General features: G+C 38.9%; 15 protein-coding genes. 9 read left to right on the forward strand and 6 right to left on the reverse strand.

Annotation, left to right across the window (positions count from 1 at the left end):
- Window positions 1–75: 75 nt before the first annotated feature.
- Genes IGJ15_RS05930 through IGJ15_RS05940 form a run of 3 tightly spaced genes read left to right on the forward strand, consistent with a single transcriptional unit; the run spans window position 76 to window position 3,327 of the window.
- Window positions 76–1,008 carry an ABC transporter ATP-binding protein gene (locus IGJ15_RS05930; protein ID WP_015509966.1) on the forward strand — a complete coding sequence of 311 codons (933 nt, stop codon included), beginning with the start codon at window positions 76–78 and terminating at the stop codon, window positions 1,006–1,008.
- Between the two features lie 14 nt (window positions 1,009–1,022).
- Window positions 1,023–2,168, forward strand: coding sequence for an ABC transporter permease (locus tag IGJ15_RS05935; protein ID WP_231435424.1), 1,146 nt, complete (start codon window positions 1,023–1,025; stop codon window positions 2,166–2,168).
- Window positions 2,155–3,327, forward strand: coding sequence for an ABC transporter permease (locus IGJ15_RS05940; protein ID WP_231435426.1), 1,173 nt, complete (start codon window positions 2,155–2,157; stop codon window positions 3,325–3,327). Before IGJ15_RS05935 ends, IGJ15_RS05940 begins: the two co-directional genes overlap by 14 nt.
- A 54-nt stretch (window positions 3,328–3,381) precedes the next feature.
- On the opposite strand, the gene IGJ15_RS05945 is transcribed toward IGJ15_RS05940, so the two are convergent.
- The 3 genes from IGJ15_RS05945 to IGJ15_RS05955 all read right to left on the reverse strand — a co-directional run bounded on the left by IGJ15_RS05945 (window position 3,382) and on the right by IGJ15_RS05955 (window position 5,609).
- On the reverse strand, window positions 3,382–4,353 hold the full coding sequence (locus IGJ15_RS05945; RefSeq protein WP_153883785.1) for a diacylglycerol/lipid kinase family protein: 972 nt from the start codon (window positions 4,351–4,353) through the stop codon (window positions 3,382–3,384).
- A 472-nt stretch (window positions 4,354–4,825) separates the two neighbouring features.
- Entirely contained in the window at window positions 4,826–5,071 is a 246-nt protein-coding gene (locus IGJ15_RS05950; protein ID WP_074932921.1) for a spermidine/putrescine ABC transporter permease, read from the reverse strand.
- Window positions 5,072–5,087: 16 nt separating this feature from the next.
- Complete coding sequence (locus IGJ15_RS05955) at window positions 5,088–5,609, reverse strand: hypothetical protein (RefSeq protein WP_153883784.1); 522 nt, start codon at window positions 5,607–5,609, stop codon at window positions 5,088–5,090.
- 389 nt (window positions 5,610–5,998) lie between these two features.
- Between IGJ15_RS05955 and bsh the strand changes: the two genes are divergently transcribed.
- Window positions 5,999–6,973, forward strand: a complete 975-nt coding sequence (gene bsh, locus IGJ15_RS05960; RefSeq protein WP_153883783.1) for a choloylglycine hydrolase — start codon at window positions 5,999–6,001, stop codon at window positions 6,971–6,973.
- Window positions 6,974–7,033: 60 nt separating this feature from the next.
- Here the strand turns inward: bsh and IGJ15_RS05965 are convergent, their stop codons facing one another.
- Entirely contained in the window at window positions 7,034–7,561 is a 528-nt protein-coding gene (locus tag IGJ15_RS05965) for an FUSC family protein (RefSeq protein WP_034858419.1), read from the reverse strand.
- Between the two features lie 390 nt (window positions 7,562–7,951).
- On the opposite strand from IGJ15_RS05965, the gene IGJ15_RS05970 reads away from it, so the two are divergent.
- Window positions 7,952–8,650, forward strand: a complete 699-nt coding sequence (locus IGJ15_RS05970; protein WP_118215482.1) for an Ig domain-containing protein — start codon at window positions 7,952–7,954, stop codon at window positions 8,648–8,650.
- Between the two features lie 174 nt (window positions 8,651–8,824).
- On the opposite strand, the gene IGJ15_RS05975 is transcribed toward IGJ15_RS05970, so the two are convergent.
- Window positions 8,825–9,277: a hypothetical protein gene (locus IGJ15_RS05975; protein WP_231435428.1), complete on the reverse strand. Its 453-nt coding sequence runs from the start codon at window positions 9,275–9,277 to the stop codon at window positions 8,825–8,827.
- Window positions 9,278–9,782: 505 nt separating this feature from the next.
- On the opposite strand from IGJ15_RS05975, the gene IGJ15_RS05980 reads away from it, so the two are divergent.
- Window positions 9,783–10,292, forward strand: coding sequence for a QueT transporter family protein (locus tag IGJ15_RS05980; protein ID WP_231435430.1), 510 nt, complete (start codon window positions 9,783–9,785; stop codon window positions 10,290–10,292).
- Window positions 10,293–10,376: 84 nt separating this feature from the next.
- Here the strand turns inward: IGJ15_RS05980 and cbpA are convergent, their stop codons facing one another.
- Window positions 10,377–11,015 (reverse strand): cyclic di-AMP binding protein CbpA, encoded by a 639-nt coding sequence (gene cbpA / locus IGJ15_RS05985; RefSeq protein ID WP_005229762.1) that lies wholly within the window; start codon window positions 11,013–11,015, stop codon window positions 10,377–10,379.
- A 155-nt stretch (window positions 11,016–11,170) separates the two neighbouring features.
- On the opposite strand from cbpA, the gene rpmG reads away from it, so the two are divergent.
- The 3 genes from rpmG to nusG all read left to right on the forward strand — a co-directional run bounded on the left by rpmG (window position 11,171) and on the right by nusG (window position 12,167).
- Window positions 11,171–11,323, forward strand: a complete 153-nt coding sequence (gene rpmG, locus IGJ15_RS05990; RefSeq protein WP_005229764.1) for a 50S ribosomal protein L33 — start codon at window positions 11,171–11,173, stop codon at window positions 11,321–11,323.
- A 12-nt stretch (window positions 11,324–11,335) separates the two neighbouring features.
- The gene (secE, locus tag IGJ15_RS05995) at window positions 11,336–11,506 is read left to right on the forward strand and encodes a preprotein translocase subunit SecE (protein WP_005229766.1); all 171 of its coding nucleotides are present in this window, start codon (window positions 11,336–11,338) and stop codon (window positions 11,504–11,506) included.
- 118 nt (window positions 11,507–11,624) lie between these two features.
- On the forward strand, window positions 11,625–12,167 hold the full coding sequence (nusG, locus tag IGJ15_RS06000; RefSeq protein WP_005229769.1) for a transcription termination/antitermination protein NusG: 543 nt from the start codon (window positions 11,625–11,627) through the stop codon (window positions 12,165–12,167).
- The last annotated feature ends 34 nt before the right edge of the window (window positions 12,168–12,201 follow it).

Consider the following 12,201-nt stretch of genomic DNA (forward strand, 5'->3'; position numbering starts at 1 on the left):
CCAATCGTCACTAGTTACTTTCCTTGAACTTTATTATAGTCAGATTAACAAGAAATTTGGAAGGAGTTTTTCATCATGATTATCGAAATTGATAAATTAGTAAAACGCTATGGTGATTTTGTGGCATTGAACCATTTTGATCTGCAAGTTCAAGAAGGAGAAGTTTTAGGATTATTGGGACCAAACGGGAGCGGAAAATCCACCGCCATCAACTGTATGCTCTCTTTGTTAAATTATGACAAAGGGACCATTAAACTGTTTGGATCAATCATGACGCCGGAAAATTATGCCGTCAAGGCAATGATTGGCGTCGTTCCTCAAGATGTTGCCGTCTTTGAAGAACTTAGTGTGCAAGAAAATATCGATTACTTTTGCGGTTTATATGTTGCTGACAAACAGAAACGCCAAGCCTTGATCGAAGAAGTGATTCAATTAGTGGGATTGGAAAATTTTGTGACGTTTCACCCAGGCGAGCTCAGCGGTGGGTTGAAGCGACGATTGAATATCGCCTGCGGGATCGCTCATAAGCCGCGCTTGATCTTTTTAGATGAACCCACGGTAGCGGTCGATCCTCAAAGTCGGAACAAAATTTTGGAAAGTATCAAAGAACTGAATCGTCAAGGAGCGACGATTGTTTATACGACCCATTACATGGAAGAGGTGGAGATTCTTTGTGACCAGATCGTGATTATGGATCAAGGACAGGTGATTGCTAAAGGAACCAAGGAATCTCTAAAAGATATGGTACGGACAGCGGATCGTTTGACCATCGATATCCCTTTACTACCTGAGCCTGTATTGACAACGATTCAGCAAACCATTGCTTCTGATGGGATCGCCTATAAAAACGGTCAGCTTGAAGTAACAACGACGGAGCTGAATACAGTTTTATTACCGATTCTGACACTCTTACAAGCAGAGCATATCACTTATGGAAAAATTGCAACCAAAGAAGCCACTTTGAATGATGTCTTTTTAGAGATTACGGGCAAGGAATTGAGAGACTAAAGGAGGGAATCACAATGTTTTGGCATTTTTATAAATACCGCACAAAAGTGCTGCTGCGAAATAAATCCATGCTGTTTTGGACGTTGGCGTTTCCTATCCTCTTAGGTCTAATGTTTATGGCTGCCTTCGGGGAGATCGATCAAGCGGGCAATCTAGAAACGATCACAACGGGGATCGTAAAGACTGGAGATCAAACAGCGCTTTCGGAAAATTTTTCCACCGTCCTTGAACAAGTAAAAATCAATGAAAAACCATTATTTGAACTCGAGGAATTACAAGAGACAGAGGCAGCTGAGAAGTTGACTGCTGGTGATTTAGCTGGGTATTATTTGATTGATGATGAAACCATTTCTCTGCATGTGGGCCAAGCGGGCATGAGCCAGTCGTTGATGAAAAACGTAATGGATCAATTTTTACAACGCACAGCGATCATTGCTAGTAAAGCGGCAGAACTTGAGAGCCTTGATCTGGCGCCAATTCTATCGGCTTTTGAGCAGGAAGCGACTTTTCAAGAAGTGAATGCTGATCGTGACATGAGTTTCAAAAGTTTCTATTTCTTTACGTTGATCGGGATGGCGATCCTCTACGGGACGATGTGGGGTGTCCGCAATGTCCAGGATCAGCAAGCCAATCAATCTGCGAATGGTATTCGGCTTTCCTTGATACCAAGGAAACGGACATTGGTTTCAAGTGCGAATTTAGCGGCAAGTTTTACGATTGTGTTAGTCGAAATCTATCTTATCTTAGCCGTCTTTCGTTTTGTCTATCAAGTAGATTTCGGACAACGTTGGCAGTGGTTACTGCTGGTTGCCGCATTAGGATCATTGTGTGCGATTTTGCTAGGGACATTGATTGGGAATTTGACACCAAAAATGAATTTGGTGCAAAAGGACGGAATTTTGATTTCCGTGACGATGGCGATGAGCTTTTTTGCCGGGATGATGGGCTCGGAACAGATCAAGTATTGGCTCGATCTGCATGTGCCACTGTTGGGGCAAGTGAATCTCGTCAATTTGATCAGTGAAAGCCTGTATCAATTGTACTACTATACAGATTTGACTAGCTTTTATACCAATCTTCTATGGCTGACTGGCTTTATCGTCCTATTTGCCATCGGGAATGCTTGGATCGAAAGAGGGGTACGCTATGACGCTTTATAAAACGATTTGGACTTTGCTTAAAGCAAATAAGTCGAACTTACTGATTGGGGTATTGATCACTGTTGTTGTCACATTCTTTTATGCACAAAGCATCGATGTCGAAAACACCTCTTTGCAAGAGGCAAAAATTGCTTTGATCAGTGAGGAGGAGTCGCCTGTCGTGGATGGTCTCCGAGCCTATTTAAAAGAAAAGCAAACCTTGGTCACGTTGGATGGCACCTCGCAAAAAGAAATTGATGATGCGCTTTATTTTAATCGTGTAAACATCGTCATGCATGTGCCAGCAGATTTCACTCATCAAGTTGAGGCAGGCAAGATGCCGACGATCGAGATTCAAAGTCGACCAGATGCCTTTTCTAAAACAGTCGTCACTCAGCAAGTGAACACTTTTTTACAAACAGTCCTTTTGTTTCAGGAGGAAGGTAAAACCGTCGCAGCGGCGATAGAACAAGCGCAATCTGCATTGGCGGTCACAGGGGATGTGAAGCTGAGTGCAGAGTATGGGCAGCGAATGAAAAAGCTATTGACTGGCATGACCTTTAACTTATTGTCTTATGGGCTCTTTCTCTCGGTATTTAGCGGGTTTGGCGTGATCAATTTGGCATTCAATCGCAAAGAAATCAGCAAGCGAAACCAGAGTGCACCACTTCCGAAGCGTGTATTGCAGCGGAAAATCCTTCTAAGTTTGATCAGCTACTCGCTACTTTTGACCTTCGGCTTTCTACTACTGATGGTGTTATTAGTGATTCGCACGTCTTGGGATACAGCAGCCTGGTACCACATTTTGAATACGTTCTTGTTTTTATTGCCAGTTATCAGCTTTTCAGCTTGTGTCACTTCCCTGGTGAAAAACTCAGAAGCGATCGGTGGGATCAGCAATATCTTCATAACAGGAAGTTGTTTTGTCGGTGGCGTCTTTGTATCCGCGAATTTCCTGCCAGATATCGTCAATAAAATTGCAGCGTTTACGCCAACCTACTGGTTTGTACAAAATAATACATTGATCAGTGAAACCCTCACTTATAATCAAGCGTTCACGGAATCCTTTTGGTTCAATGGCTTCGTATTAATTGCTTTTGCTGCCGTGTTTTCAATGCTCCAATTTATTTTGGGAAGAGAAGGAAGCCGTCGTTGGCAATACCACTCGGCGAAAAATTGATGATCGAACGTATAGAAAAACGATACAAATCAGCAGCGATTTGTATCGTTTTTTTTATGGGCACCAGAATAGTTGTGAAGCCGTGGTAAAGGTAATATCAAAGGGGCGTTGCCCCATTTCCTCGCCATCTTCTTGTCCATGTTGAGGAACGGTGGAGATGATTCTCAGCTTCGAAGTGGAAAGATGGTGAAAGTAACGTGAATTCATGTGTTTCTTTCGCATCAGTAAGCCGATCAGCCAAAAAATCTTAAAAAGCGACACACGTTCGACAAGAACGAAATCAAACTTTTTCTCTTTGACTGAAGCAGTTGGGGCAATCGCCACACCGCCGCCAAAGTAAGGATGATTGGTCGTGGTACATAAAAAAGCTTTTTTGTAACTGAACTGCTGCCCATTGCACTCAACTAAGATCGGGAAGCCTTTTTGGCGAAACAAAACCCGAATAATCGCAGCGATATAGGAAAAGGAGCCAAGATTAAACTTATTTAGATTGCTTTTTGCCACAGAGTGATTGGTGGTATAGACGATTGCCGCATCAAGACCAATACCGACATTGTTAAGGGCAATGCCATTTTCTTCTTGGATCTGCTCCTCATAACGGATAATGGTCAATTCTTGAGGTTTAGTAGTACCAGCAATTTTCCAAAATGCTTTTTCTGGTTCCCGCGGCAACTCGATACTCCGAGCAAAATCATTTCCTGAACCAGCAGGGATATAGGCAACGGGGATTTGTTGTTGTTCAAGTTGTAACTCTGATACTACTTGGTGCAACGTTCCATCACCGCCGATAACCACCAATAATGGATAAAGCATCTCGCCATTTTCTAAATAGACCTCATCCCAAGGAATGAGTCGTTCTTTTAAGAGTTTTCGTGTGATCGTTCGTTCATCACCTGGAGACTTTGTTAAATAGACTTGATGGGGGAAACGATGTTTTTTTACAATTTTTTGCACACGTTCCACCGCTTTTTTTCCTCGTCCACTGCCTGAGGCAGGGTTCACGAGGAAGTGATAATAATAGTTCATTTTATGAATAGCTCCATATCGTTTTTTCGTTCAATGCGATTAATTATAGCATGTTTCGACAGAAGGAGGGGGGACGATGCCTGAAAAAAAGAGCAAAAAAATAGATTCGACGATTGTGCTTTCTAGGTTCTCAAAGGTTCTTATGTCCACTTTGATCCTCAGGTAACGATGCCCATCGCCGAATCCTATTCAATTAGTAAGGAGTAACTCAAATTCCCACATCCTTTGTCTTTTATTCTAAGTTGACAACAATTCTTTTCTTGCAGAACCTGCTTCGTCTGCTTTACTGGGAATCCTTGCTCCTTACACTTACAGTATAGCAGGTTTTCCTATTTTAGCAATCGCTTACAATGTTTACTTTGTGCTTTTTAAAGAATTTTAAACTTTCTAAATGAAAGGTAAAGAAAAAAAGCAAAATCGATGGACAAACGATTTTGCTTTTAAAGTTTACGGCTCGAGGAGCCACGAAAGATTATTTTTTGGGATTTTTCACGAAAGTTAAAAGTAAAATTGGAATCACCAAAAATATAATCGCATTATTGATTATCAGCACATCTGAATTATTAAAATTTAATGGATTATTTTGCCAAGTTTGAATCATAAATCCCAGTAAATTATGAGTGTGAGCAATATAAAACAGAGCAGAAGTGCCTATCACATTTAAAATAATCGCGATAATGCTTAAGATTCGTACCAGTTTAATTAGTACTTTTTTCATCGCATTTCTCCTTTAATTATGGCTGCATTTCTGGTAAATTACCGAAAGCTTCTGTTAGTTTTACAGAGTCCTCCAAAATATCCATATAGATATCGTGATAGGCCCAGCCGTCACCTAAATCAGCAGCTTCAATTGCTTCTGTAGTCGTTTGTAATTCTCTCATCAAATCAGTATAATTGCGCATGATAGAGGTGTAGGCTGTTAAGTGATACGTGTCAGGATTCGCAATATAACCCTCCACTTCTGCAATCATTTCAGCGTACGTATCGGATAATTTTTCAAGTTGTACTTCTAAATCGTCAGCAGACACTTGATTCGCTTCGCTGTCAGTTTCTTCTTCAGAACTTTCACTGATGTCGGCATCAGAATCATCAGTTTCGTCTGAATCATCTATCTCTTCATCATCTTCAGATGGCGCCGTCGTGGTTTCTGTTGTTTGTTGTGAGGATTCGACAGTATCACTTTCCGCGTCTTCACTCGAGCAGCCAGCCATAAATAAGGCCGTTACCAACACAAATCCAAATAGAGTCTTTTTCATTTGTTTATCCCCTTTGTTCAAAGAAAACTATAATTTCTTTTTATAATTTTCGATGAATTAGTATTTTTGTATTGTAAAAAAAGAACGGTTACCATTCTTTCCTAATACTCTATCTATTTTACATTTAAGCACTTCTTAAATAAAGAATTATTCCGATTTTTAATCATTATTTAACAATGTATACGTGATAATGTTGTTAAATTTGAATAAATTTGCGCTTTCATCGGTGGGAGGACTTTCAAGGTAGCTGATTTTTGTTGTTTTGTAGTATTAAAACAATCATAATATATCTAACTATTTTTTTATTAATATTTCTTCCGTTTTACTTGTTAAAAAAATGCGATAGGAGTAAATTAAAGGTGTAAAAACTTATTTTAGGAGGAATTAGGATGTGTACTGCGCTAACGTATGTAACGAAGGATCATTATTTTGGCAGAAATTTTGATTACGATGTTTCTTATAAAGAAGTGGTGACCATTACTCCGAGAAATTACCAATTGAATTTTCGCAAAGTAAGTGAAATAGATCACCATTATGCGATGATCGGGATTGCTGCTGGAGTCGCTGAATACCCACTCTATTATGATGCGGTCAACGAAAAAGGCTTAGGTATCGCTGGTTTGAATTTTCCAGAAAATGCTGTATACAATGAGTTTCAAGAGGGGAAAGAAAACGTCACGCCTTTTGAATTCATCCCATGGTTACTAGGACAATGCGCTACCGTGGAAGAGGCAAAAGCCCTGTTGGCGAAGGTTAATCTGGTAAAGATCAATTTTAGTGAAGAACTACCATTATCGCCATTGCATTGGATGATTGCTGATAAAAAAAGTGCCATCGTTGTTGAGAGTATGAGTGATGGTCTTCATATTCATGAAAATCCGGTCGGGGTCTTAACGAATAATCCACCATTTGACTACCAGTTATTCAATTTGAATAACTACCGTGTGTTATCATCGAAAACACCAGAAACGCATTTTTCTGACAAGCTGGATTTTGATGAGTACAGTCGTGGAATGGGGGCCTTAGGTCTGCCAGGAGATCTTTCTTCGATGTCTCGTTTTGTCAAAGCGGCATTTACCCGATTGAATTCCGTTTCTGGAGAATCTGAATCCGAAAGCATTAGTCAGTTTTTCCATATTCTAGGTTCTGTCGAACAGCAAAAAGGACTATGTGATACTGGAAATGAAAACTATGAATACACGATTTATACTTCTTGCTGCAATACAGACAAAGGGATCTATTACTATCGTACGTATGAAAATAGTCAAATCGTTGCAGTTGATATGAATAAAGAAGATTTGGAAGGCAATGTACCGATTTCTTATCCATTAGTTGAAGACCAACAAGTATTTTTCAGTAACTGATCCATTTTTAAAACCCCATCTCAATGCCGTTTTGAGATGGGGTTCTTTTTCTGCTTTGTTTCAAACCGAATCGCTCTGACTCGGTGTTGTCTTCGTTTGTGCAGTGCGTTTATTGGGAAATGGGAAAAAGCGATTCACCAGTATGGCGATCGTCATGCCTATAAAGCTGTCAATAATCCGATTAAAGGCATACAAGTATGATTCAGTTTGAGGAATCATGAATAAAATCGTCAATAGTGTGGCACAAGCACCAACTGTTCCCTCGGAGTAATCAAATTTGACCAATAAAGCGATCATCAACATGATCACTAAAGGGATCGCAATGATTTGTATAACGGACGAATGTCCGAAAAAGTTAAATATCGCAATACAAAACACAGAAGCGATTGCACCGAAGCTGTTGCCGGCAATCCGATGTTTCCCGTATTTGACGGTGTTTTCATGGTCTTCTCGTAATGTGAAAACAGCTGTGATCGTCGATACAACATACGTTTCACGATTCAGAAGAAAACTAATCAAAATACAAAGAAATACACTAATGCCAGTTTTTACATTTCTTAAGCCAAAGGTCAATCCAAATAATTTCAATCATGCCATCCTCTCAAAACAATTTCAACGAAATAGATTATACCATATCGCAAGCACTCATATTTTAGATTTTCAGAAAAATGAACAACGATTCTTTCATCGTGCGTTGAGAGGTAAATTCTACCAGTAGTCGAAAAGCTAGTTTTATCCTATGCACTTATCAACTTTGAGTATTGAAAGGAATACAATAAGTAAACCTAACTTAAAATGAATTGATTTTCGCATTCCTCGTTTAAAGCTCCTTTCCATTTCCATGAGTGATCCTTCTTTTGATTATTCAGTCCTGTTATCATTTATATAAGTTGTTTTGATAAAAAACTACTTATTGTTTATAAAAAGTTTGTTTTTTAGATATTATATTGAGATAATCAAAAATAAGGAGGGGATAAAATGAAAAAAGTTTCTGTATTACTTGTTTTCTTACTTGGTTTTGTTGTTTTTCCAGTGACAGTTTTCGCTGCTTCTTCACCGAGCGTGAGCTATCAAACGAATGTCCAGTCTCAAGGGTGGCAATCATGGAAAACAAACGCTCAGACGTCAGGGACTACAGGAAAAGGGAAGCGACTTGAAGCAATCAAAATAAAAATTACAAACGAAAAATATAAAGGAAGTATTGAATATAAAACATCCATTCAGAAACAAGGATGGGAAAAATCTTTTAGAAAAAATGGTGCCCTATCTGGTACAAGCGGTAAGGGGCAGCGTTTGGAAGCGATCCAAATCAAACTTACCGGTGAGATCGCTAAGTATTATGATGTCTATTATCGAGTCAATGCACAACAATTTGGCTGGATGGGCTGGGCAAAAAACGGGCAGTCCTCAGGAACTTCTGGCTTTGGTTTTCAATTGGAAGCAATTCAGATCAAGCTGGTAAAAAAAGGTGGGAAAGCACCTGGAACGACGAATAATGGCTTTCGAGATGGACTGAAAAAATATGTAGATAAACGGGGCAAAGGGTTGATCAAAGGGTCAAAACAAAAGATTTATCACCTACCGGGCAGTCAATACTATAAGAAAACGACCAGTCCGATTCGTATGTTCAAGACAGAGGTGGAAGCTTACAAAGCGGGCTTTCGACCTGCTAAATAGAGAAGGACTCAGTCAATGTGTACACAATCGGGCACTTGAAACTGGTTCGATCACTATAAATAATTCCTTCCCCTCAGCGGGAAAGGAGTTTTTTATTCCATAGTATTTTTTGCTAGATATGAGGATTCACAAAGTAAGTTTACTGGCTGCCCGCTTTATAGGCTGATCCTTTTTTTAGCGAGGTGTCAGCACAAAGCTACCATCTTCATCGTTCATTCCTTCAATAAATGTAAAAATAATATTTTTACCATCTCTTTCAAGGAAGAAGTAGGACATCTCAGTTTCATATTCTGGATCTTGCATCACTAGCTGATTGTCTTCAAGGGTATAGTTGTAGGTATACTCGAATTCTTCCCAGACTACCCCATCAAAAACTACTCCAAGCTCTTCCAGTTCATCATCTTCTTCTGATTGTAGCGAGCTATTATCAGTACCAATAGTAAGATTCGTTTCACTAAATGTGGCTGTCATCACTGCATACTCACCATCATCATCATCTATCTCAATAAGCCAGTCATTTTTTTGTAAGTCTTCTTTTGTGATATTTTCATTACCATTACCATTTCCACAACCAACAGCTATGACCATCAGAAGGAGAGTTGTTAAGTTTATCGTTATTTTTTTCATTATTACACCTTTTATTCCGTTTATTTTTGTTTATATGAGTATATTGTAACATATTTATTGCGTACCTCGTTAAAGTAAAAAAATATGATTATCCATCACGTGATTTGCGACATCGATTACAAGTGCTTCTCTCCCTTCTTTTTTTAGTTTTGCTATCTGAAAGATCAGCATGACTAGCGGTACTTTTTTATTAGTAAGCGTAGGCTTTGCAAGAGTATTTCTCATTGAGTTTGCTTTCCAAAAGTATGCTTTTATTGGAAGCCAAAAAGAAAAGCTACCCCATGAGCCGTGACTAGCTTGTGTAAGTAGAATAAAGAAGCACTGAATGAATGGCAATCGGTGAGAAACTTGACTTAGAAAAAGCTTTTAAGGTGATTTAGAAAAGGATTTGGCTGGTTTAACATTGATATATGGCTATTAATGTGTATAATAAGTACTTGTGCGAAGCGCACCGCGGTTCATCAACCATCCCGCGTAATCAAAACTCGGAGAAAGTAGGGATCAAATGGAAAAATCAACAAATCTAACCAATCAACGTTTGCGTGTCGTCGCAGCCAATGGGATCATTATGGCACTTTATGTTGCTGTAACGGTTCTGGTCGCACCAGTCGCCTCAGGAGCGATTCAATTCAGAATATCTGAAGGGTTGAATCACTTAGTCGTTTTCAACAGAAAATTGATGTGGGGTGTCGTCGGTGGGGTCGTTGTGTATAACTTGTTCTTTGGAATGGGGATCTTGGATGTCGTATTCGGCGGTTTCGGAAGCTTTTTAGCCTTAGGAGCAACTGCCTTGGTACATAAGAAGATTCCAAATGTTTTCTTAAGACTCGCATTTAATACAATTGTTTTTTCATTAAGCATGTTCCTGATTGCGATTATGCTAAACATCACCTTAGCATTACCTTTCTGGCCAACCTTTGCAACAACGGCATTGAGTGAATTTATCGTGATGACGATCACTGCACCTGTGATGTATATCACCAATCGTGCCGTTCGTTTCGATAAGCGCGTTTAAAAAAAATCTTGTTTTTTGCTTTGATGGTTCTCAAAAAACAAGAAAAAAGATCATTCCTTTCTTTTTTAGGAATGATCTTTTGTTTTATTCTGCTTTTAGGTCTTCGATCTCCACAACTTTGAAATTTTTTGCTTCCAGTTGAGAAACGATCTTGTCGCATAATTCTTTTGATGTGTTCGCTGGTAAAGTGATCATCGTACGACGGATAAATTCATCTTTACCGATATCCAGTGTGATACAGCTGGCAATACTGCTGTATTTTGCGATTATTTTTGCGATGACTGCTAAGTCGCCTTGTTGACCAGTTGATGCGATCGTCAACACATAGCTTCCTTGCTCAACACTCCATGACTGTGACAACATGTTCAACAAAGAACTGTGTGTCAAGATGCCATAAAATTGATTGTTTTCATCTAATACAGCAATATAAGGCAATTCTTTGATCGTAAAGAAAACGTTAAAGAAAGAAGAATTGACATAAATAAATTTGGTCGCATTTTTTAGTAGATAAGTGACTGGCAAAGTCATGTCGCCGCCGTTTGCTTTGTGGCGATAAATGTGCATTTTATAAATATTTCCTCTGAAAATCTTGCCTGATTCATCTAGGATAGGCACACAACGATAACCAGATTCTTCCAAAATTGCCAGCGCTTCTTCTAAAGTAGCTGTTTCTTTTACCGTTGTTAAATCGCGTTTTTTGTAAACCATTGTTTTTAATAACATAATTTTCCCTCCCAAATACCCATTTAACACCATTATCATACCACAAAATTAGAAGAAACTATATTTTTACGACAGAAAATCAAAAATTGACACATTCTTAAATAAATGGTATTTTTAGTGTTGGAAAACTTTATAAAAAGGGGGAGGACACTAAGATGGCAACAAAAAAAGCTGCTTTGGCTTGTTCTGTCTGCGGATCCCGCAACTATTCAAAATCAGTCAGTGAAGGTAAAAAAGGCGAACGCCTTGAAATCAACAAATTTTGCAAGTATTGTAATCAATATACGTTGCATCGTGAAACGAAGTAAGGAGGGAATCAAATGAAATTTTTGAAAAATGTTGTTGAAGAAATGAAAAACGTTTCTTGGCCATCGAAAAAGCAATTACGTAAAGATACCTTTGTGGTGATTCAAACAACCATTATTTTTGCATTGATGTTCTTTGTGATGGACACACTGATTCAAACAGTCTTCAATTGGATCCTAAAGTAAGACTTCTTACTGATAGCGCTAGTCATTTATCGCAAATCATGCTATAATCGCTTTGAGGAAAAACTTCGGTGCAGCTGAGGTTTTTTTATTTTACAAAAAGATGGGGAGTCCGAAAAAAATGGAATCTTTTGAAAAAAATTGGTATGTACTGCATACGTATTCTGGCTATGAAAACAAAGTAAAAGCGAACCTAGAGTCACGTGCACAAAGCATGGGTATGGGTGATTATATTTTCCGTGTCGTCGTTCCCGAAGAAGTAGAAACAGAAGAAAAAAACGGCAAAACCAAAGAAATCGTTCATAAAACATTTCCTGGCTATGTATTAGTTGAAATGGTCATGACGGATGAATCTTGGTACGTTGTACGTAATACTCCTGGGGTAACAGGTTTCGTTGGTTCCCATGGTGCAGGAAGCAAGCCAGCGCCTTTATTACAAGAAGAAATCAATTCAATTTTACGTTCGATCGGTATGAGCACTCGGACAGTTGAACTGGAAGTAGAAATTGGCGAAACCGTCAAAATCATCGAAGGTGCGTTTTCTGGTCTAGAAGGACAAGTAGCAGAAATCGATGAAGAAAAACAAAAACTAAAAGTGAACATCGATATGTTCGGTCGTGAAACGAGTACAGAACTTGATTTTGAGCAAGTAGATAAGATTTAACTACTGGATTCACTAGCAAGAATGACTCTTTTAC

The sequence above is a fragment of the Enterococcus sp. AZ079 genome (genome assembly GCF_050547255.1).
Classification (GTDB): domain Bacteria; phylum Bacillota; class Bacilli; order Lactobacillales; family Enterococcaceae; genus Enterococcus_D; species Enterococcus_D casseliflavus.

Excerpts from the sequence above, each read along its gene's own strand:
- IGJ15_RS05930 (WP_015509966.1), top strand. The coding sequence starts at position 76 with ATGATTATCGAAATTGATAAATTAGTAAAACGCTATGGTGATTTTGTG.
- IGJ15_RS05935 (WP_231435424.1), top strand. The coding sequence starts at position 1,023 with ATGTTTTGGCATTTTTATAAATACCGCACAAAAGTGCTGCTGCGAAAT.
- IGJ15_RS05940 (WP_231435426.1), top strand. The coding sequence starts at position 2,155 with ATGACGCTTTATAAAACGATTTGGACTTTGCTTAAAGCAAATAAGTCG.
- IGJ15_RS05945 (WP_153883785.1), bottom strand. The coding sequence starts at position 4,353 with ATGAACTATTATTATCACTTCCTCGTGAACCCTGCCTCAGGCAGTGGA.
- IGJ15_RS05950 (WP_074932921.1), bottom strand. The coding sequence starts at position 5,071 with ATGAAAAAAGTACTAATTAAACTGGTACGAATCTTAAGCATTATCGCG.
- IGJ15_RS05955 (WP_153883784.1), bottom strand. The coding sequence starts at position 5,609 with ATGAAAAAGACTCTATTTGGATTTGTGTTGGTAACGGCCTTATTTATG.
- bsh (WP_153883783.1), top strand. The coding sequence starts at position 5,999 with ATGTGTACTGCGCTAACGTATGTAACGAAGGATCATTATTTTGGCAGA.
- IGJ15_RS05970 (WP_118215482.1), top strand. The coding sequence starts at position 7,952 with ATGAAAAAAGTTTCTGTATTACTTGTTTTCTTACTTGGTTTTGTTGTT.
- IGJ15_RS05975 (WP_231435428.1), bottom strand. The coding sequence starts at position 9,277 with ATGAAAAAAATAACGATAAACTTAACAACTCTCCTTCTGATGGTCATA.
- IGJ15_RS05980 (WP_231435430.1), top strand. The coding sequence starts at position 9,783 with ATGGAAAAATCAACAAATCTAACCAATCAACGTTTGCGTGTCGTCGCA.
- cbpA (WP_005229762.1), bottom strand. The coding sequence starts at position 11,015 with ATGTTATTAAAAACAATGGTTTACAAAAAACGCGATTTAACAACGGTA.
- rpmG (WP_005229764.1), top strand. The coding sequence starts at position 11,171 with ATGGCAACAAAAAAAGCTGCTTTGGCTTGTTCTGTCTGCGGATCCCGC.
- secE (WP_005229766.1), top strand. The coding sequence starts at position 11,336 with ATGAAATTTTTGAAAAATGTTGTTGAAGAAATGAAAAACGTTTCTTGG.
- nusG (WP_005229769.1), top strand. The coding sequence starts at position 11,625 with ATGGAATCTTTTGAAAAAAATTGGTATGTACTGCATACGTATTCTGGC.